Below are 22,495 nucleotides of genomic sequence, written 5' to 3'. Positions count from 1 at the left end.
GGGAGGAATGAACCATGAAGCTGGTGCTTCTATCTGGCGGCTCCGGCACACGCTTATGGCCGCTCTCCAGCAGTATCCGGAGCAAGCAGTTCCTTCAGGTGCTGCCTGCTCCGGGAGGCGGGCGAGAGTCCATGCTTCAGCGGATCTGGCGGCAGTTATCGGCAGCGGGTCTTGACCATGAAGTCTATATTGCAACCTCAAGCGGACAAGAGATGCTGATCCGTAAACAGCTCCGCACGGCTCCTAAGGTTATTATTGAACCGAGGCGCAGAGATACCTTTCCGGCAGTCAGCCTCGCCTCGGTCTATCTATATTCGGTAGAGAAGATTCCCCCCGATGAGACTGTCATAGTGTTGCCTGTTGATGCGTATGTGAACGACGAATTCTTCTTCAAGCTGGCAGAGCTGGACCGGGCGCTGCGGCAGTCCGGTGCGGAAATTGCCTTGCTCGGAGTGAAGCCGGATGGACCCTCAGGTAAATATGGGTATATTGTTCCGTCCCTCCTCTCTGCCGCCATTACAGGGAAGCCCGAGAACCCGGCCTATGTGCCGGTGGATTGCTTCGTGGAGAAGCCAGACAAGAAGGCAGCCGAGGCGCTGCTGGAGCAGCAGGCGATGTGGAACTGCGGCATCTTCGCTTTCCGGTTATGCGACCAGTTGAACAGATTGGAAGCTGCGGGCTATCCAAAGGATTATGCAGAGCTGCAAAGGCAATATCACCGCCTGCCCAAGAGCAGCTTCGATGTTGAGGTGCTGGAAGGCAACAGCCGCCTGATCTGTGTGCCCTATCACGACGGTTGGAAGGACTTAGGAACCTGGAACACGCTCTCTGAAGAATTAGCTTCCTCTGTTCTGGGATGGGGCCAGGTCAGTGCAGACTCTGTGAATTGCCAGATTGTCAACGAGTTGGATATTCCGGTCATGCTTGTCGGGCTGGATGATGTAATCGTGGCAGCAGGCCCCGGCGGCATTCTGGTCGCCCGTAAAGATGCAGCAGACCATCTGAAGCATCTGCTTCCCGGGCCGGACCCGGAGGACCGGAAGGAGTACCTTCCCATCGAATGAGGCAGGCAGTACCTCATTAATTTCATATCTAGATTGTCCGACTTTATCCGACAATGTTCTATGCGGGCGATAACCGTCATAAGGTAAAGGGGTGATGTTAATCGCGATGTGAACATCCACCTGCCCGGTCCGTCCGCATGGTCCGGTAAGTCCATTATGGAAGGGAGGTAGTCCCAGGATGGCTGAACACAGCGAGGGAGAACGTCCCATTAATCTCTCTGTGCATGATCGTCAGGGATGAAGAGCCGTGGATTGCACGCTGTCTGGCGAGTGTGCACGAAGGGGTAAATGAGATAATTGTGGCGGATACAGGCTCCCGTGACAGGACCTTGGACATTGCCCGCAGCTTCGGTGCAACCATTCTTCAATTCCCCTGGAAGGAGAGCTTCGCGGAAGCACGCAACTACAGCCTCGCTCATGCAACAGGGAAATGGATCCTGTGGATGGATGCAGATGAAGAGCTCGCTGCTGGCGATGCACTTAAGCTTCAGATAGTAAGTACCCTGCAGGATTACAAACTGGCAGCTCTGGAAACGATCCACTTCAATGGGTTATACCGGCCCCAGGCAGATGAAGCTTACCGGCTGTCCCAGTGCCGCCTGTTTCGTAACGGAGAGGGGGTTCATTTCACCGGAGTTATTCATGAGCAATTAAGCTGGCCCGGGACGAATAACCGGGAAGATACCAGCACTCCGTTCCAGCTTCCCGTCCGGCTGCTCCATTATGGCTATCTGCAGTCCGTAACATCCCTGAAGTCCAAGCATGATCGCAATCTGAAGCTGCTGCAGGAGGCCGTGACAAATCATCCGAACCCCGATCCGTGGAGTCTTTACCATATAGCAAGTGAATATCAGCGGGTGGGGAAGTATGCACTTGCCTTCCAGCAGGTTAATTTGGCCATTGCCGCTTCGCTGGGGCAGACAAGGTTACCGCCATCGCTTTTTTACAAGCTCAAGTATGGCTGTCTGGTGGCGATGGGCAGCTTCAAGGAAGGCTGGCCAGGCATTGATAAGGCTATCAGCCTCTACCCGGATTATGTGGACCTGCATCTGTATAAGGGCTGCATTCTGATGCATACCGGCCAGATAGAGGCTGCGATCTCCGCTTTCGAGCATTGTCTTACGCTTGGAGAGAATGCTCTTCAGTATATGGTTCTCAAAGGTGCGGGAACCTTCTATCCCTGCTATTATATCGGGAACTGTTATGTGCTGTGCGGTATGTCCGGTGAGGCCAGCATCTGGTACCGCAGGGCGTTAGAGTATTCCCCTTCATTCACGGAAGCGTCGGAGAAGCTATCGCATCTGGAAGAAGAAATGCGGGCGGTAGAAGATGATTCTTCGGGTAACCACAGCTTTTGTTCACTTTATCTGCAGCAAACCTCCCTTCGTTGCAATACAACTCGAGAGAATTCCTGGTCTGTAATCACACTGCTCTGCAAGGAAGATGGTCCGTTATCAGCGCTGCGGAAGTGGGCAGCGAACTGGCAGCTATTCGCAGATCAGTGGATTGTAATCGGTGCTGGAATAGAAGAGGAAGCTAATAAGCTTGCCGGTGAATTGGGGGCGACGGTTCTTCCTCTCCCCTCCGAGGAAGAACCGTCTAAGCTTTGGGAGAGGTTAGAAGGACTATTGACATCCCCTTATGTACTATGGCTGAATCCCTACGATGAAGTGGATGGAGAGGACCGGGAAGCATTAGCTGCAATGAAGAGTTCACAAGCCAGTCTACATTCTATGCTTTCTCTTAATTTATGCTTACAGGAAGGTGAAGTAGAACAGGCATACTGGAAGGTTAGGAGAAATCGGCTGGCAGCACGTGAGACAATTCTAGGGTGTAATCCAATTAGCGGAGAGTTTATTGCATTGCCTGAAGCCTTCATGGAGAGCAGTGAGATTACCCTTGTGAGACGGAAGCCTTCAACAATAGAAGAAAATTGAAACTAAGTGTTGAAAGGGGATAAATAATAATGGCAGTATCAATAACTGGACCGACAGGACCAACGGGTACAACGGGTGCAAGAGGCCCTAGAGGAAGTGGAGGAATAGACGGGGGGTCAGGTAGACCTGGTAATACAGGTAAGACTGGAGTAACGGGTCTCACAGGTTACACAGGCATGACGGGACCAACGGGAGCAGGGAATACAGGAGTAACGGGAGTAACGGGAACAACGGGACCAGCAGGAGTAGGAGTAACGGGAACAACGGGACCGGCAGGAGTAGGAGTAACGGGAACAACGGGACCAGCAGGAGTAGGAGTAACGGGAACGACGGGACCAGCAGGAGTAGGAGTAACGGGAACGACGGGACCAGCAGGAGTAGGAGTAACGGGAACAACGGGACCGGCAGGAGTAGGAGTAACGGGAACAACGGGACCAGCAGGAGTAGGAGTAACGGGAACGACGGGACCAGCAGGAGTAGGAGTAACGGGAACAACGGGACCAGCAGGAGTAGGGGTTACGGGAACAACTGGGCCAGGGGGAGTAACGGGAACAACAGGTGCAGGGTTTACTGGGCATACAGGATTAACGGGACACACAGGTCTTACAGGAGTTACAGGAGTTACAGGAGTTACAGGAGTTACAGGAGTCACAGGAGTCACAGGTAATACTGGAATTACAGGATCAATTACCTCTATTTTCGGAACATATGTAATTAATGAAATCACGTATCCATCTGAGACCCCTAATACTATCATCGAAGGTTTCAACAGATGGATTGCTGATCCGGAAAATTTGATTCAGCTTTACCTTTTCCCTGATCCTGAACTTCAAAATGTAGACAAAGGCAATACATTTATGTTGCCTGCAGGACATATCTACCAGGTCTCATTTAACTTTAATGTTGGCTATACGGATGCTCCGAATGGTGCACCGGTGATTGGAGTAGCTTTGAGTGATGATGTTCCTGATAGTTTTGATGCCGATTCTTATAATAGGTATTCTTCAGGAGCTCAGGTGCCTGGCATCAGTAATCCTGTGACTCCAGTGTCTGCAGTGTTGCTTGTAGATGCTCTAGGCGGCAACGTATATATGCAGTTTTGGCTCGTTGAACCTCTTACTTCTATAACAAACGATATTCTAAATAGCCCGGGCGGTAATTTTTATGGTCAAGTGACTATTTTCGCCTTGACTTAATTGTCAGAGTGTACTTCTCTCTCATTCAAATAATATTGAAACGGATACCTTCCTTTTCTAAGGATGAGTACCCGTTTCTTAATTTATTGATAAAAATGGATAATGTTGGAGGTATTTTTGTGGATTGTAATTCTGTAACAGCGAGGGGTTGACAACTTAATGGGAGTCGGAGGATTAACCGGGCCTACAGGGCCTACAGGAACAACCGGGCCTACAGGTACTTCAGGCGCAAGAGGGACTCCAGGTGCTAGAGGGTCGAGAGGGTTTACGGGAATGACCGGATTGACGGGATTAACGGGATTAACGGGCACGACAGGTCCGATTGGATTGACAGGAACGACAGGTCCAATTGGGCTGACGGGCACAACCGGACCAATTGGGTTGACCGGAACCACAGGACCAATTGGGTTGACGGGAACGACGGGACCAATCGGATTGACCGGCACGACGGGACCAGTAGGGTTAACGGGAACCACAGGACCAATTGGATTGACAGGAACGACAGGTCCAATTGGGGTGACGGGAACGACGGGACCAGTAGGGTTAACGGGAACCACAGGACCAATTGGATTGACAGGAACGACAGGTCCAATTGGGTTGACGGGCACGACCGGAGCAGTAGGGTTAACGGGTACGACGGGCCCAATCGGGTTAACGGGCACGACGGGACCAATCGGGTTGACGGGCACGACGGGCCCAATCGGGTTGACGGGCACGACCGGAGCAATTGGGTTGACTGGAACGACGGGACCAGTAGGGCTGACGGGCACGACGGGCCCAATCGGGTTAACAGGAACGACAGGACCAATCGGGTTAACAGGAACGACGGGAGCAGTAGGATTAACGGGAACGACCGGACCAATCGGGTTAACAGGAACGACGGGAGCAGTAGGATTAACGGGCACGACAGGACCAATCGGATTGACAGGAACGACGGGAGCAGTAGGATTAACGGGAACGACCGGAGCAATTGGATTGACGGGAACGACCGGAGCAATTGGATTGACAGGAACGACCGGACCAGTGGGATTAACGGGAACCACAGGTCCAATTGGGTTGACGGGAACGACGGGCCCAGTCGGGTTAACGGGCACGACCGGACCAATCGGGTTGACGGGCACGACCGGACCAATCGGGTTGACGGGAACGACCGGACCAGTCGGGTTAACGGGCACGACAGGTCCAATTGGGTTGACGGGAACGACCGGACCAGTCGGGTTGACGGGCACGACGGGACCAGTCGGGTTAACGGGCACGACAGGTCCAATTGGGTTGACGGGCACGACCGGACCAGTCGGGTTAACGGGCACGACCGGAGCAATTGGGTTGACGGGAACGACGGGACCAGTCGGGTTGACGGGCACGACGGGACCAGTCGGGCTGACGGGCACGACCGGACCAATCGGGTTAACAGGCACGACGGGCCCAATCGGGTTAACGGGCACGACCGGACCAATCGGGTTAACAGGCACGACCGGAGCAGTAGGATTAACGGGCACGACCGGACCAGTCGGGCTGACGGGCACGACCGGACCAATCGGATTGACAGGAACGACGGGAGCAGTAGGATTAACGGGCACGACCGGACCAGTCGGGCTGACGGGCACGACCGGACCAATCGGATTGACCGGAACGACGGGACCAGTAGGATTAACGGGAACGACGGGCCCAGTCGGGTTAACGGGCACGACCGGACCAGTCGGGTTAACGGGCACGACCGGAGCAATTGGGTTGACGGGAACGACGGGACCAGTCGGGCTGACGGGCACGACCGGACCAATCGGGTTAACAGGCACGACGGGCCCAATCGGGTTGACGGGCACGACCGGACCAATCGGATTGACAGGAACGACGGGAGCAGTAGGATTAACGGGCACGACCGGACCAGTCGGGCTGACGGGCACGACCGGACCAATCGGATTGACAGGAACGACGGGAGCAGTAGGATTAACGGGCACGACGGGCCCAATCGGGTTGACGGGCACGACCGGACCAATCGGATTGACAGGAACGACGGGAGCAGTAGGATTAACGGGAACGACCGGAGCAATTGGATTGACGGGAACGACCGGAGCAATTGGATTGACAGGAACGACCGGACCAGTGGGATTAACGGGAACCACAGGTCCAATTGGGTTGACGGGAACGACGGGCCCAGTCGGGTTAACGGGCACGACCGGAGCAATTGGGTTGACGGGAACGACGGGACCAGTCGGGTTAACGGGCACGACAGGTCCAATTGGGTTGACGGGCACGACCGGACCAGTCGGGTTAACGGGCACGACCGGAGCAATTGGGTTGACGGGAACGACGGGACCAGTCGGGCTGACGGGCACGACCGGACCAATCGGATTGACCGGAACGACGGGACCAGTAGGATTAACGGGCACGACCGGACCAGTGGGATTAACGGGAACGACCGGGCCGATTGGGTTGACGGGAACGACGGGACCAGTCGGGTTAACGGGAACAACGGGACCAATTGGATTGACCGGAACGACCGGAGCAATTGGGCTGACCGGAACGACGGGACCAATTGGGCTGACCGGAACGACGGGCCCAGTCGGGTTAACGGGCACGACCGGAGCAATTGGATTGACAGGAACGACAGGCCCAGTAGGGTTGACGGGCACGACCGGACCAATCGGACTGACAGGAACGACGGGAGCAGTAGGATTAACGGGAACGACCGGAGCAATTGGATTGACAGGAACGACCGGAGCAATTGGATTGACAGGAACGACCGGAGCAATTGGGTTGACAGGAACGACGGGACCAGTAGGGTTAACGGGAACCACAGGACCAATTGGATTGACAGGAACTACAGGACCAATTGGGTTGACGGGCACGACCGGAGCAGTAGGATTAACGGGCACGACCGGAGCAATCGGGTTAACAGGAACGACCGGAGCAATCGGGTTAACAGGAACGACCGGACCAATCGGGTTAACAGGAACAACGGGACCGATTGGGTTGACGGGAACGACGGGACCAATCGGGTTAACAGGAACAACGGGACCGATTGGGTTGACGGGAACGACGGGACCAGTCGGGTTAACGGGAACAACGGGACCAATTGGATTGACAGGAACGACAGGACCAATTGGGTTGACGGGCACGACCGGAGCAGTAGGTTTAACGGGCACGACAGGACCAATTGGGTTGACGGGCACGACCGGAGCAGTAGGGTTAACGGGCACGACGGGCCCAATCGGGTTGACGGGCACGACAGGCCCAGTTGGGTTGACGGGAACGACGGGACCAATCGGGTTAACAGGCACGACCGGACCAGTGGGGTTAACAGGAACGACGGGCCCAGTCGGGTTGACAGGAACCACTGGCCCAGTAGGGTTAACGGGAACGACGGGACCAATTGGATTGACCGGAACGACGGGCCCAGTCGGGTTGACGGGAACGACGGGACCAATTGGGTTGACAGGAACCACTGGCCCAGTTGGGCTGACGGGAACAACGGGACCAATTGGGTTGACAGGAACCACTGGCCCAGTTGGGCTGACGGGAACAACGGGACCAATTGGATTGACCGGAACGACGGGACCAATTGGGTTGACAGGAACCACTGGCCCAGTTGGGCTGACGGGAACAACGGGACCAATTGGATTGACCGGAACGACGGGACCAGTCGGGTTAACGGGAACAACGGGAGCAATTGGATTGACCGGAACGACCGGAGCAATTGGGTTGACCGGAACGACGGGCCCAATCGGGTTAACAGGAACGACGGGACCAGTCGGGTTGACGGGCACGACGGGACCAATTGGATTGACAGGAACGACCGGAGCAATTGGGTTGACAGGAACCACTGGCCCAGTTGGGCTGACCGGAACGACGGGACCAATTGGGCTGACCGGAACGACGGGGCCAATTGGGCTGACCGGAACGACGGGCCCAGTCGGGTTAACGGGCACGACCGGAGCAATTGGATTGACAGGAACGACAGGCCCAGTAGGGTTGACGGGCACGACCGGACCAATCGGACTGACAGGAACGACGGGAGCAGTAGGATTAACGGGAACGACCGGAGCAATTGGATTGACAGGAACGACCGGAGCAATTGGGTTGACAGGAACGACGGGACCAGTAGGGTTAACGGGAACCACAGGACCAATTGGATTGACAGGAACTACAGGACCAATTGGGTTGACGGGCACGACCGGAGCAGTAGGATTAACGGGCACGACCGGAGCAATCGGGTTAACAGGAACGACCGGAGCAATCGGGTTAACAGGAACGACCGGACCAATCGGGTTAACAGGAACAACGGGACCGATTGGGTTGACGGGAACGACGGGACCAATCGGGTTAACAGGAACAACGGGACCGATTGGGTTGACGGGAACGACGGGACCAGTCGGGTTAACGGGAACAACGGGACCAATTGGATTGACAGGAACGACAGGACCAATTGGGTTGACGGGCACGACCGGAGCAGTAGGTTTAACGGGCACGACAGGACCAATTGGGTTGACGGGCACGACCGGAGCAGTAGGGTTAACGGGCACGACGGGCCCAATCGGGTTGACGGGCACGACAGGCCCAGTTGGGTTGACGGGAACGACGGGACCAATCGGGTTAACAGGCACGACCGGACCAGTGGGGTTAACAGGAACGACGGGCCCAGTCGGGTTGACAGGAACCACTGGCCCAGTAGGGTTAACGGGAACGACGGGACCAATTGGATTGACCGGAACGACGGGCCCAGTCGGGTTGACGGGCACGACGGGACCAATTGGGTTGACAGGAACCACTGGCCCAGTTGGGCTGACGGGAACAACGGGACCAATTGGGTTGACAGGAACCACTGGCCCAGTTGGGCTGACGGGAACAACGGGACCAATTGGATTGACCGGAACGACGGGACCAATTGGGTTGACAGGAACCACTGGCCCAGTTGGGCTGACGGGAACAACGGGACCAATTGGATTGACCGGAACGACGGGACCAGTCGGGTTAACGGGAACAACGGGAGCAATTGGATTGACCGGAACGACCGGAGCAATTGGGTTGACCGGAACGACGGGCCCAATCGGGTTAACAGGAACGACGGGACCAGTCGGGTTGACGGGCACGACGGGACCAATTGGATTGACAGGAACGACCGGAGCAATTGGGTTGACAGGAACCACTGGCCCAGTTGGGCTGACCGGAACGACGGGACCAATTGGGCTGACCGGAACGACGGGACCAATTGGGCTGACCGGAACGACGGGCCCAGTCGGGTTAACGGGCACGACCGGAGCAATTGGATTGACAGGAACGACAGGCCCAGTAGGGTTGACGGGCACGACCGGACCAATCGGACTGACAGGAACGACGGGAGCAGTAGGATTAACGGGAACGACCGGAGCAATTGGATTGACAGGAACGACCGGAGCAATTGGGTTGACAGGAACGACGGGACCGATTGGGTTGACGGGAACGACGGGACCAGTCGGGTTAACGGGAACAACGGGACCAATTGGATTGACAGGAACGACAGGACCAATTGGGTTGACGGGCACGACCGGAGCAGTAGGTTTAACGGGCACGACAGGACCAATTGGGTTGACGGGCACGACCGGAGCAGTAGGGTTAACGGGCACGACGGGCCCAATCGGGTTGACGGGCACGACAGGCCCAGTTGGGTTGACGGGAACGACGGGACCAATCGGGTTAACAGGCACGACCGGACCAGTGGGGTTAACAGGAACGACGGGCCCAGTCGGGTTGACGGGAACGACGGGACCAATTGGGTTGACGGGCACGACGGGCCCAATTGGGTTGACAGGAACGACCGGACCAATCGGGTTAACAGGAACGACGGGACCAGTCGGGTTGACGGGCACGACGGGACCAATTGGGTTGACAGGAACGACGGGACCAATCGGGTTGACAGGAACCACTGGCCCAGTTGGGCTGACGGGAACAACGGGACCAATTGGATTGACCGGAACGACGGGACCAGTAGGGCTGACGGGCACGACCGGATCAATTGGGTTGACAGGAACAACGGGACCAATCGGGTTAACAGGAACGACGGGACCATTCGGGTTGACGGGAACGACGGGACCAATAGGGCTGACGGGAACGACCGGACCAATAGGGCTGACGGGCACGACGGGCCCAATCGGGTTGACGGGAACGACGGGCCCAGTCGGGTTGACGGGAACGACCGGAGCAGTAGGATTAACGGGTACGACGGGACCAGTCGGGCTGACGGGAACGACCGGACCAATCGGACTGACAGGAACGACGGGAGCAGTAGGATTAACGGGAACGACAGGTCCAATTGGGTTGACAGGCACGACGGGCCCAGTCGGGTTAACGGGCACGACCGGAGCAGTAGGATTAACGGGTACGACGGGCCCAGTCGGGCTGACGGGAACGACCGGACCAATCGGACTGACAGGAACGACGGGAGCAGTAGGATTAACGGGAACGACCGGAGCAATTGGGTTGACCGGAACGACGGGCCCAGTCGGGTTAACGGGCACGACCGGAGCAATTGGATTGACAGGAACGACCGGAACAATCGGGTTAACAGGAACGACCGGACCAATCGGGTTAACAGGAACGACGGGCCCAATCGGGTTAACAGGAACGACGGGACCAATCGGGTTAACAGGAACGACCGGAGCAATTGGGTTGACAGGAACCACTGGCCCAGTTGGGCTGACGGGAACAACGGGACCAATTGGGTTGACCGGAACGACCGGCCCAGTAGGATTAACGGGCACGACAGGGCCAGTAGGGTTGACCGGAACGACCGGAGCAACGGGACTGACCGGAGAGACTGGAGCAACAGGGCTCACCGGTGAAACAGGAGCAACGGGTCAAACGGGAGAGACTGGAGCAACAGGGCTCACCGGTGAAACGGGAGCCACGGGTCAAACGGGAGAGACTGGAGCAACAGGGCTCACCGGTGAAACAGGAGCCACGGGTCTGACAGGACAGACGGGAGCCACGGGTCTGACAGGTATGACTGGTCCACCAGGGCCTACCGGAACAGTTTTAGGTCAAACGGGATTAACTGGTCCAACAGGAACAACGGGACCCCAAGGCCCAACGGGAACAACAGGTGCAAGAGGCCCTAGAGGCAGCGGAGGAATAGCAGGAGGTGATGGTTTAACAGGGAAAACTGGGCTTACCGGAGTAACCGGCCTCACCGGTCTGACGGGTGAAACGGGTCTGACAGGATTAACTGGCTTCACCGGCATGACGGGTGAAACTGGGGTCACGGGTCTGACGGGATTAACCGGCTTCACCGGCATGACGGGTGAAACTGGGGTCACGGGTCTGACGGGATTAACCGGCCTCACCGGTATGACGGGTGAAACCGGGGTCACGGGTCTCACAGGAGTGACCGGCCTCACTGGCGTCACCGGCTTGACAGGTGAAACTGGTGCCACGGGTCAAACGGGAGCGACTGGTGTTCTATCCATGAACTACGCTCAGTTTGTGTACCAGGGTTGGCAAGATGTAGCAACAAGTGACCATTTCCCTATCCCAGGATTTACCGTTATTTTTCAATCTACTACTGGGGACTCTATTGGACCACAGACTAATAATACTGATTTATTTACGGTAGAGCCAGGAAGCTACTTGATTTTGTATCAAGCTAATGTTCTTTCCACTGATACCAAAGCAGCCGGTCTGGAGTTGCTTATTAATGGTAATTATGATGCTAAAACACAAGTTCTCTCATCAATTAGTGCGGTTCCCTCTAATCTATATGGAACTTGTATTTTAGCGGTTGATGAGCCGACAACCATTCAACTGGCGCTTATGTACGAAGGCACTTCTGTAACTAAAGATGTGAATGGGGCAGATGGCGATTTCCGCGCAGCTAAGGTTACTATTGTTCAGTTGTTATGATCTTTCTCTAGAATGTGACCATTAATTTTTTGCCTACCATGAAGACCAGCCTGATGCAGGCTGGTCTTCACGCATGTGTAGGTGCAGAGCAGTCAAAAAGATTAGTTTTTTCTTACATAGCCTGGACGAAATGCTGAACCAATCATTCGGAGCGGCATATGATGGACTATTCTAATCAAGAAAGGAGAGGATTGATTTGTCTCAAGCTAATCTGCCTAACATTACACCTACCATTACACTCAGCCGTAGCGATGCCATTAACATGATGCTGTCAGCCATCGCCATGGAAGAGTTAGGACTTAGCCATGTAATTAATGCAGAAGGGGAGAAGATGCAATACGCGCTCGGCACTCTTCCTGGAGCAGCCGCTCCGGTGGTGAACATCTCCAATATTCAGGACATCACTGATAGTATCCGCGGTATGCTGGGGGAAACAGTAAAAAGCGCCTGGCTGCAGACCAGCCAGTTAGAGAGTCTGCTTGCAGCGCCCGTTGATTATGGCGGTACCGGAGCGACAGGAGTAACGGGTCCAGACGAGGGGCCGCGCGGTCTACAGGGACCGCAGGGTCCAGCAGGCGATACTGGAGACGATGGTCCTACCGGTACCACGGGATTCAGAGGCTTTACCGGCTTAACAGGACTTACAGGTGAAACGGGATTAACCGGCCTCACGGGTCTGACTGGAGTTACAGGGGTAACTGGTATGACAGGGCAAACCGGAGAGACGGGATTAACTGGCCTCACGGGTCTGACTGGAGTTACAGGGGTAACTGGTATGACAGGGCAAACCGGAGAGACGGGATTGACTGGCCTCACGGGTCTGACTGGAGTTACAGGTGAAACTGGTATGACAGGGCAAACCGGAGAGACGGGATTAACTGGCCTCACGGGTCTGACTGGAGTGACCGGCATGACCGGTATGACCGGAGCAACCGGTGGTACAGGAGTGCCTGCTGATGACCGGTGGTTGTCTTTTTTTAACGGTGCTGAAGCAGGCCCGATCGGAGCAGGGCTTCCAATAAACTTTACCACTCATGCTTATTTCACTGGATCTGCTATCTCCCTCAACCCAGGTGGTTACAATCTACAGAATAACGGTGCTGGAGCTAGTCTGGAACCGGCTCTATACTACGTTCATTATTCAGTAAATGCTAATGCAGCAACAGGGGCGAGTATGAGCGTTGCCCTTACTCTTAACTCAGAACCGATTCCAGCAAGCGAATCGACAGCCTATAATTCGGTGCCTGGAGCTACTTCAACTCTGGCAGTGGGGGGCAGTATTTTTCCGACGGTTACCGCTGATACTGTTAATGCACTGGCTCTGATTAATAATGGCCCCGGGAATATTAGTGATATTACGGGCACGATATCCATTGTTAAATTGCTTTAATCCAATCTAACATAGAGGAGTTGATCTCATGTCTCAGGCGAATCTGCCTAATATCACCCCGACCATAAGCATTGCCCGGGATGATGCTGTTAACCTGCTGCTGTCCTCCATTGCAATGGAAGAATTGGGACTCAGCCATATTATCAATGCCGAGGGGGAGAAGCTGCAATATATCCTGGGTACTTTACCTGGAGTTGACGCTCCGGATGCAACGATTGAAGATGTGCTGGCTATGAATGATAGTGTAAGAAATATGATGCGGGATATTGTCAAGAAGGAATTCATTCTCACCAACAAGCTGGAGACCGTCCTCAATGCATCCATTATGGTAGGGCCTACAGGCGCAACAGGGGCTACGGGTAACCCCGGCGGACCTCAAGGCCCTCAAGGCGACCAGGGAATTCAGGGGATCCAAGGTGCAATGGGAGTAACCGGACAAACGGGAGAGACCGGACTCACGGGACTGACCGGCTTGACTGGGTTGACTGGCTTAACAGGTCTCACCGGAGAGACGGGGGCCACCGGATTCACGGGTCTGACTGGTTTGACCGGACTGACCGGCTTAACAGGGCAAACCGGAGAGACCGGACTCACGGGACTGACCGGCTTGACTGGGTTGACTGGCTTAACTGGACTGACTGGTCAAACCGGTCAAACGGGAGAAACCGGCTTAACCGGTTTGACCGGGCTGACGGGTTTAACAGGCCTGACTGGGCTAACCGGGATGACCGGGATGACCGGGATGACCGGGATGACCGGGATGACCGGCTTAACAGGTCTTGCCTTCTTCGCAGAGTATAACTCGGCTGCATCTCTAGTGGACCAAGTTACCCCTGGAGATGCCGTGACATGGAGCATTACTGGACCGAGTAGCGGAGATATTACTTTAAATGATACAGCTCAATTCTTTAACCTGCCTACTAATGCTACAGTTCTAATCCAATATTATGTCAATGGCGTGCCTGAGCTAGGCGCTAACCCAATGGTCTTCCAGTTATACACTGTAGATCCTGGTAGTGAAACCAGGGTTGCCCCTATTCCTGGTTCTCAATCAACTTCGTCAGTGGTCACCGCCTATTCAACTGTGGCAGGAGCCGGTATCATAGGAACAACAGGAATAGCACCGCAGGTGGCATTGTACAATGATAGTAATGAGACTATTGGCGGTAATCCTGATCAATTCTTTGCCAATATTCAATTGATCAGGATTAATTAAAATATCTATAGTATAACGAGCGCGCCAGAATTGAATTCTGGCGCTTTGCTGCGTCTAAAAGTCCAGAACAGAGAGGTGATTGGCCTCTTTCGAAATATTTAGAGGAATTGTCCAGGCTGGACTGATTTCACAAGCATAGAATATCAGGTGTTGCCGGATCTGCAAGAGGTCTATGAAATATTCTGCATATCGTGGACTTGGACAATCTATAGGCAGCATAAACTGGTATTGGGGGTGTTGTTTAAATAGTACTGCCGTTCGCAAATGGCAAGCAATATAAAGTGAAAGAAGGGTTGTGTTCACATGTCATCCTTAATTCCGGTGCAACTGGGAAGTCCGGGACCGGCCATCCGGCTGGCAAGTCCGGTATTGCTGGAGGAGAGTCATCCCTCCTTCCAAATTGATTTCAGTGTGCCGCTGTCGTTCAAGCCGGCGGGGACCGGCAATTATCACCTGATCGTTGGACTATCGGTGCTGAAAGACGGAAAGATCATTCATACCCTTACCGAACCCTTTATCGGGAGCGGGAATGCAGGGGAAGCTCTCATTGCGGATGTAAATGCAAGTATTATAGGCAGCTTCGGCCAGGGGGGGCAGTCCTTCGAACTGGAGCTGCGGATTCTGTCTTCACAGAATATTGCAGCAAATCCGCTGGCCGGATATCCGGCAGTCTCCGTTCAAGGAGTGGCGGCGGACGAGGAGGAGAGGGGGCCGACAGGGCCAACGGGTCCGCAAGGTCCACGGGGGACGAAGGGTCCTAATGGTTCAACCGGAAGCACCGGCCCAACGGGAACAACCGGCGCTGGCATCCAAGGGGTGAAGGGACCTAAGGGCCCCACTGGACCGACCGGTGTGGTTGTGGCAACTGGAGCGGGGAGCGTAACGGGAGCAACGGGCGTTACAGGGCCTGACGGGATAGGCTCCGCCGGTCCAACCGGAATGACCGGAATTGGAGCCACCGGGATGACCGGATATGGCCCGCAGGGACCGACAGGAACGACGGGAGCAAGGGGCGTGACAGGACCTCCAGGTCCTGGCTCAGGGGCTACCGGCGATACTGGGCCAACCGGTCCCACAGGGGCAACCGGACCCAGCCGGACCTTACCGCTTGTTGTGAGTGATACTTTGCTGTCGAGCAGTCCTATTGAGGGGAACACTGTAGGCCAGCTCCCGCCGGTACTGATTACCTCGACCGATCAATGTGTAGTGATATCGGGCACTCTCGAGGTTAGCTATGGGAATCCGGCAGATTATGATTACAAGAACTATTTGTTTATTTATGTAGAGCGAGATGGTCAGAACGTCCTTCCAACACAAGGTAACGTTCTGGCTTGGCAAATGTATTACAATTATTCAAATAATCCGCAATTTAATTCCATCCCATCAGAGCAATCGTTGCCCTTCTATATGATCGATGAGAATCCGCCATTGGGTCTTCATAATTATACGGTGGCTGTTGGGGTTAATCAGTTAAGTGAAAATACAACAATCAGTTACAAATCATTCAATGCCGCCGCGAAAGTATTCCGTAAAGGCAACTAATGCTATCCATCGTGAAGCCGGGTTAGAGTAACAAGCATCTGAGAAATAAAGGAGTTGAAAGACATGGCCATCTATTCGTCGCTTTCCCTTGAAAGCGGCCGCGAACTTGTGCTTACGGATATCCGGACGGATGTAGAGCAGCCGTATCCATCTGCGGAATTGCTGTTATCGATTCCCCTGCTGCTGGATATCCAGTCCCCCGGTTATTATCACCTGCACTTAAATGTTGAACTGTGGAGGGCTAATGCGCTTGTAGAAACCCGTGATGTGTCGATCGAATCCACAGCCTTGGCTCCCGGGTTCATTCAGACTGAAGCCACAGTCCGGTTCAGTGATGAATTGCCGGTAGGCATTCATCAATACGAACTGCGAATGAAGCTGCTCCATTATCAGAATATCGCATCGGATATCCGGGTCGGATCCCCGTTTATCCGGACAGGACCAGGACCAGTCATATTCAATGGTCCTATAGGACCTCCAGGACCAACAGGACCTACTGGCCTCACTGGAAAAACCGGAATAGCGGGAGGCTCCGGGGGAAGGGGAGCGGCGGGATTCTCAGCTACCGGCCCGACCGGCCTAACCGGCCCCACCGGTCCAACAGGGGAAACAGGTTATGCAGGAGGATTCGCTGGCCCCACTGGAATGACCGGGGCAACAGGAATAGGAATTACAGGAGCAACCGGGCTTACAGGTATAGGGGCCATGGGGGCCACCGGTGTAGGAATTATAGGAGATACAGGACCCGACGGGCTGACAGGTCCTACGGGCTTCACGGGTTCACCTGGGGCAAGCGGTGGGCAGGGGGAAACCGGACCCGAGGGTCCCAGGGGAACTAGAGGTGTACCAGCGGATGAAACGTTTATTCCAACACTGACTTATTATATCTCACCGGGATCGGGTGTGTTGCTTAATGAACCTGCCTTGGTTGCATCTATTCCGGTGGATCCTGGAAATGAGCGCTGCCAGGTAGAAGGCATTTTGGATATTCAGTGTTTTAAACCGGGTCCTCGAATAAATACAAGCGGATTCAGGATAACCATCACACTCACTGATGCTGCTGAACCTGCTGGAAACCCATTGTATCAGTACAGCAATTATTGGCAGAAGCAGTTTTCTGATTTTTTCTCAATGGAAAGCGAATTTCCATTTATGGTAATTTACGAAGGTCCAGCTACTACTCTGAATCTAACTGTATCGGTTACTGGTGATGCACAGGACAGATGGTCTACTATAGTTAACCAATGTATACTGACTTCTACAGTAATATCTAATAATAACTGATATTGCAGTAAATATAAAAGGCGGTGAAATTATGTCGAATTTAACCACTCTTCCCTTGGGGACGGCAGGACCGGCTGTTCACCTGGCGGAGACGCTTGAGATTGTTGCAGCGCAGCCCCAGGCGCATGTCACGTTCCAGATCCCTGTCGTCTTCCAGGGAGTCACTTCCGGTCCATCCTTGCTGCGGGTAGAATTGGAAACAATGCTCTCCGGCAATGTATTGCAGACTCAATTGGTTACACTGTCCCATACCGGAGCGGAGGAGACCGTGAGAACAATGCAGGTGACGGTCAACCATCCGGCATATCCGGGAACGTATGCCTACACGATCCGGGTCCGGATCGTCAGCTATATTAACGTCAAGGCCCATCCATCTATAGGCAGAGCCGTGGCAGGGATTGCTTCTGTGGATACACCTAGAGCTGCGTCAGGACTGACCGGACCAACCGGACCGACAGGAACAACGGGGACCCAGGGTCGGTTGGGCGATGGCGGCAATCCCGGTAATAAGGGTATGACGGGGGCGACAGGCTACGGAGCGACCGGTCCGACAGGAGAGACAGGTGAACCTGGTCCCCCCGCCATTGTCACTGGCCCTGTAGGCTATGGTCCAACTGGCCCGACCGGGACGACGGGAAACACCGGAATCGGCCCAACGGGTGCCACCGGCATAGCGGTAACAGGCACGACAGGGTACAGTGTGAAGGGATCGCAAGGCCCGCAGGGTCCTGAGGGTCCAGAGGGCGCGCAGGGAACAACAGGAACTGGTGGTAAAGGCCCGGCGGGTCCGGCAGGAGCTACAGGTGCAACTGGAGCTACAGGTGCAACAGTATACCCGGTCCAATATCAACATCTTACGGGCCCACAGCCATTGACCACTGATCCACAAACGATTCTCACCGTGAATTCTGTGCAGACTAAGCCTGGGCAACGTGTTCTACTACAGGGGAATGTCAGTGTCACCTATCTTCCACACGCAGACGCTGTAAGAATTCCGTTCACAATTAATATTATTTACCGTAATGCACCTTTCCGCTGGCTAGACTTCCAGACTATAGTCCAGGGTTACGGGAGCGGCATATCTGACCCCGGGCAAAGGGCAAGTGTGGAATTCCCGTTTAGCCTTATCCACACCCCTGACCTTGAAGAGGCAGAGTATTCTATACAAGCTTACACGAATATTACTGTACCTGGCTTCCCGCTTACAGTGGAGGACCGATATCTTGCGGCAGAGGCATTAGGAAGCGGGGCCCCCTATTTTCAAGATGAAGATGTTTATTTCCTTGCTAATGGTGGGGTTCAGATCTTTAACGCTTTGGGCGGTCCCATTCATTTGAAAGCAATGGACCCCAATATTCGCTCTCCGCTGATGGCTGCCTTTGCGGCATCAGATGGCGGAATTATTTACTTCGCGGTGCAAGATAGGTTATATCAGTTTGACACCAATGCACAAGCTGTGGGCTGGGGAGTAGATCTGAATCAGGACATGCAAGCAGCAGATATGTTGCTGACTCCAGATAAGAAATATCTGTTCATCTCGGATGAATCCACTCCCCTAGTTCAGATCTATGATGTGGTGAACAGGCGTTTCGTCCGAAATTTGAATTTGACAACGAAGGTTCTATTTTCGGCTGCTTCTCCAGATAGCAAGTTTGTCTTCTTCTATGTTGATTCAGGCCAGGTTCATGCCTATGAGGTCGCAACCGGGGCGATTACCCGTAATATTTTCAATGGAGCCTATGAACCTATTGAGCATGCGTCTTCTCCAGGATCTATAAATCCTCTTGTGGTCTCTAATGACAGTACGGAGGTAAGGTTTACACCTGGACTTCAAGGCATTCTCTACGCTTACTCCAAGATTGGAGACTTCAATAACAATGGCATCGTAACTACCCCTGATGCTACTCCGTGGGGAATTAAGCTGTTGAGTAATGGAGTTATGTTCATATTATGTTCCTTAGACGGTATTCTGGGAGACTTTGTCATACGTGTTCTTCCAGATGGAAGTGTGCTTAGAATATATTTGCAGCAACATGATCAATTAAGAAGCATGGCTATCTCACCAGATGACCAATGGTTGTGTGCCCAAGACGGTGCGAAAATAGTAATAAGGAATACAAGTACGCTAAATTTTGGGAATACAATTACATTAAATGAGGTTGCCGTACCGGGCGGGCTGAGTTTTACCAGGGATAGCCGTTATGTCATCGTAATCGGAACCCAGCATGTTTACGCCATAGAATTAGAAGGGGAATTTTTCCCAGTCCTATCCTTTGACCTTCCAACTGATCCTGCCGATCAACCGCTATCTTACTCCCTCACTAACGGAGCCTACAAAACGCAGAGTAAATAAAGCAAGATAAGAGCACATGGGAAGTGCTTAGAGCAATCCCTGTGGTTCCTGAAACCGCGGGGATTGTCTTCATTTCATACCAAAGGGACAAGGCGAATGATTAAGTTATAGAAGGGTTGTGTTCAGATGTCAGCATTAATTCCGGTGCAACTGGGAAGTCCGGGACCGGCCATCCGGCTGGCGAGTCCGGTATTGCTGGAGGAGAGTCATCCCTCTTTCCAGATTGATTTCAGTCTGCCGCTATCGTTCAAGCCGGTGGTGACCGGCAATTATCATCTGATCGTCGAGTTATCGGTGCTGAAGGATGGAGATATCATCCATACCCTTACCGAGCCTTATATCGGCAGCGGCGATGCCGGGGAGACACTTATTGCAGATGTGAATGCAAGGATTGCAGGCAGCTTCGGTCAAGGCGGACAGTCCTTTGAACTGGAGCTTCAGGTTCTGTCATTCCAGAATATTGCGGTGAATCCGCTGGCCGGACTCCCGGCAGTCTCCGTCCAGGGAGTGGCGGCGGACGAGGTTGAGGTGGGTCCGCCAGGGCCGACGGGTCCGCAAGGTCCACGGGGGACGAAGGGACCTAAAGGTCCGACCGGAAGCACCGGTCCAACGGGAACAACCGGCGCTGCCATCCAAGGCGTGAAGGGCCCCAAGGGCCCCACTGGCCCGACCGGTGTGATTGTGGCAATTGGAGGCGTGACAGGGGCAACCGGCGTTACGGGACCTGACGGGATCGGACCTGCCGGTCCAACCGGAATGACCGGAATTGGAGCTAGCGGGATGACCGGATATGGCCCGCAGGGACCGACAGGGACGACGGGAGCAAGAGGCGTGACCGGGGATACAGGTCCTGATTCATGGGTTACCGGAGATACGGGTCCAACCGGTCTAACGGGTGCGACCGGGCCCAGCCGGGCATTACCGATTGTTGTGAGTAATGATCTCCTGTTGAGCAGCCCTACAGAAGGCACTGGTGATATAGTGGGCCAGCTCCCTCCTTTACAGATTACCTCACCCGATCAATGTGTAGTGATATCGGGCACTTTACAGATTAGCTTCGAGAATCCCGCTGATCATAAATACACGAACAGTGTTCTATATCGGGTGTATCGTGATGGTTCGAATCTTCCGCCTCCAGCCAGTTTATTTACGTGGGCAAAGTATCTAGAGTATGGCGATAATGCAATATATCAATACAATATTCCTTCTGATGAGTCACTGGCTTTCTATGCCATTGATGAGAATCCGACGATGGGCTTACACACCTATAGTCTGTTTGTTGATGCTAGACAGTTATCTGACGGTACTACTATCAGCTATAAAACATTCTTCGCCACGGCGAAAGTATTTCAGAAAAGGAACTGATGCTAACGATCTGTAAAAGCTGCAATAGAGCAATAGCATCTGAGAAATAAAGGAGTTGAAAAAAATGACTATCTATTCTTCGCTTCCTCTCGGGGGCGGAAATATGTTGGTGCTTACGGATATCCTGACTGACGTGGAACAGCCATATGCATCTGCGGAAGTAGAGCTATTGATTCCCTTGCTGCTGGATATCCAATCCCCCGGTTATTATCATGTGCACTTGAATGTTGAGCTGTGGAGGGGGAACGCGCAGGTTGAAACGCGTGATGTGTCAATCGAATCCACAGCCTTGGCCGCCGGAATGATTCAGACTGAAGCTACGGTTAGATTTGGTGATGAACTGCCCGCAGGCATTCATCAATACGAGCTCAGAATGAAGCTGCTCCATTCTGAGAATATCGCTTCGGATATCCGGGTCGCCTCTCCTCTGATCGGTTCGGGACCAGGCCCTGTGATTTTCAACGGCCCTATAGGTCCTCCAGGACCAACAGGACCCACTGGCCTCACCGGAAAAACCGGAATTTCGGGAGGATCAGGGGGAAGGGGGGCGGCTGGATTCGCGGCGGCTACCGGCCCGACCGGCCTCACAGGCCCCACAGGACCAAGAGGGGAAACTAGCTATGCAGCATTTCCTGGCCTCACCGGAATGACCGGGGCAACGGGAATAGGAATTTCAGGTGCGACAGGACCTACAGGTATAGGGGCCATTGGAGCCACCGGTTTAGTAATTATAGGGGACACGGGTCCCGACGGTTCAACCGGTCCCACAGGCTTCACCGGTCCCGAGGGAAGTGGTGAGAAAGGGGATCCTGGACCAGAGGGTGCCACAGGGCTAACAGGGGCGGCTGCGAATGAAGCGTTCATTCCAACATTGACCTACACCATTCTATCGTCACAAATTGATGAAGCTTTTACTGCGACTCTGGAAATAGATCCTAGTGAGGGGCGTTGGCTGGTAGAGGGGATTGTGGATTTTTCTTTAACTTCATCTATCGAGACTTCTAATATGGACTCTCTTGGAGCTGGAATAACAATCACTCTTAAAGATTCTGATGATAAAGGACTGTATGATTACACTGATTATTGGTATCATATTGGTTCCTTCTATTACAGTAGAGAAATTGCAATTCCAATTTACTATATTTATGATGGGTCATCGACCACTCTCAAGTTACATTTTTCGGTTACTGCTGCCCCTCAGGCTCAATGGAGTGTTTTACCAAAGACAGTTATTTTAACGGCTACAGTAATACCGAATACCCTCTGATGTTGC

At 53.8% G+C, this 22,495-nt stretch carries 11 protein-coding genes; all 11 read left to right on the top strand.

The window, feature by feature from the left end; genetic code table 11:
• The first annotated feature begins 14 nt into the window (after nucleotides 1-14).
• A complete protein-coding gene (locus MHI24_RS07095; RefSeq protein ID WP_340024894.1) occupies nucleotides 15-1,064 on the top strand; it encodes a sugar phosphate nucleotidyltransferase in 1,050 nt (349 codons plus the stop codon).
• A 224-nt stretch (nucleotides 1,065-1,288) separates the two neighbouring features.
• Nucleotides 1,289-3,001, top strand: coding sequence for a glycosyltransferase (locus tag MHI24_RS07090; protein ID WP_340024892.1), 1,713 nt, complete (start codon nucleotides 1,289-1,291; stop codon nucleotides 2,999-3,001).
• Between the two features lie 29 nt (nucleotides 3,002-3,030).
• A complete protein-coding gene (locus MHI24_RS07085; RefSeq protein WP_340024891.1) occupies nucleotides 3,031-4,197 on the top strand; it encodes a collagen-like protein in 1,167 nt (388 codons plus the stop codon).
• Between the two features lie 6,978 nt (nucleotides 4,198-11,175).
• Nucleotides 11,176-12,072 carry a hypothetical protein gene (locus MHI24_RS07080; RefSeq protein WP_340024890.1) on the top strand — a complete coding sequence of 299 codons (897 nt, stop codon included), beginning with the start codon at nucleotides 11,176-11,178 and terminating at the stop codon, nucleotides 12,070-12,072.
• Nucleotides 12,073-12,268: 196 nt separating this feature from the next.
• Complete coding sequence (locus MHI24_RS07075; RefSeq protein ID WP_340024888.1) at nucleotides 12,269-13,462, top strand: collagen-like protein; 1,194 nt, start codon at nucleotides 12,269-12,271, stop codon at nucleotides 13,460-13,462.
• 28 nt (nucleotides 13,463-13,490) lie between these two features.
• Nucleotides 13,491-14,678, top strand: coding sequence for a collagen-like protein (locus MHI24_RS07070; RefSeq protein ID WP_340024887.1), 1,188 nt, complete (start codon nucleotides 13,491-13,493; stop codon nucleotides 14,676-14,678).
• Nucleotides 14,679-14,981: 303 nt separating this feature from the next.
• Nucleotides 14,982-16,220 carry a hypothetical protein gene (locus MHI24_RS07065; protein WP_340024886.1) on the top strand — a complete coding sequence of 413 codons (1,239 nt, stop codon included), beginning with the start codon at nucleotides 14,982-14,984 and terminating at the stop codon, nucleotides 16,218-16,220.
• Between the two features lie 63 nt (nucleotides 16,221-16,283).
• Nucleotides 16,284-17,504, top strand: a complete 1,221-nt coding sequence (locus MHI24_RS07060) for a hypothetical protein (RefSeq protein ID WP_340024885.1) — start codon at nucleotides 16,284-16,286, stop codon at nucleotides 17,502-17,504.
• Nucleotides 17,505-17,535: 31 nt separating this feature from the next.
• Complete coding sequence (locus tag MHI24_RS07055) at nucleotides 17,536-19,857, top strand: hypothetical protein (protein ID WP_340024883.1); 2,322 nt, start codon at nucleotides 17,536-17,538, stop codon at nucleotides 19,855-19,857.
• 126 nt (nucleotides 19,858-19,983) lie between these two features.
• Nucleotides 19,984-21,222: a hypothetical protein gene (locus tag MHI24_RS07050; RefSeq protein WP_340024882.1), complete on the top strand. Its 1,239-nt coding sequence runs from the start codon at nucleotides 19,984-19,986 to the stop codon at nucleotides 21,220-21,222.
• 64 nt (nucleotides 21,223-21,286) lie between these two features.
• On the top strand, nucleotides 21,287-22,489 hold the full coding sequence (locus tag MHI24_RS07045; RefSeq protein WP_340024880.1) for a hypothetical protein: 1,203 nt from the start codon (nucleotides 21,287-21,289) through the stop codon (nucleotides 22,487-22,489).
• The last annotated feature ends 6 nt before the right edge of the window (nucleotides 22,490-22,495 follow it).

The sequence above is a fragment of the Paenibacillus sp. FSL K6-1096 genome, from assembly GCF_037977055.1.
Taxonomy (GTDB): Bacteria; Bacillota; Bacilli; order Paenibacillales; family Paenibacillaceae; genus Paenibacillus_AQ.
This window is presented reverse-complemented; position numbering and strand designations above follow the sequence as displayed.

Coding starts and splice junctions, on each gene's coding strand:
- MHI24_RS07095 (WP_340024894.1), top strand. CDS start 15: ATGAAGCTGGTGCTTCTATCTGGCGGCTCCGGCACACGCTTATGGCCG.
- MHI24_RS07090 (WP_340024892.1), top strand. CDS start 1,289: ATGATCGTCAGGGATGAAGAGCCGTGGATTGCACGCTGTCTGGCGAGT.
- MHI24_RS07085 (WP_340024891.1), top strand. CDS start 3,031: ATGGCAGTATCAATAACTGGACCGACAGGACCAACGGGTACAACGGGT.
- MHI24_RS07080 (WP_340024890.1), top strand. CDS start 11,176: ATGACTGGTCCACCAGGGCCTACCGGAACAGTTTTAGGTCAAACGGGA.
- MHI24_RS07070 (WP_340024887.1), top strand. CDS start 13,491: ATGTCTCAGGCGAATCTGCCTAATATCACCCCGACCATAAGCATTGCC.
- MHI24_RS07065 (WP_340024886.1), top strand. CDS start 14,982: ATGTCATCCTTAATTCCGGTGCAACTGGGAAGTCCGGGACCGGCCATC.
- MHI24_RS07060 (WP_340024885.1), top strand. CDS start 16,284: ATGGCCATCTATTCGTCGCTTTCCCTTGAAAGCGGCCGCGAACTTGTG.
- MHI24_RS07055 (WP_340024883.1), top strand. CDS start 17,536: ATGTCGAATTTAACCACTCTTCCCTTGGGGACGGCAGGACCGGCTGTT.
- MHI24_RS07050 (WP_340024882.1), top strand. CDS start 19,984: ATGTCAGCATTAATTCCGGTGCAACTGGGAAGTCCGGGACCGGCCATC.
- MHI24_RS07045 (WP_340024880.1), top strand. CDS start 21,287: ATGACTATCTATTCTTCGCTTCCTCTCGGGGGCGGAAATATGTTGGTG.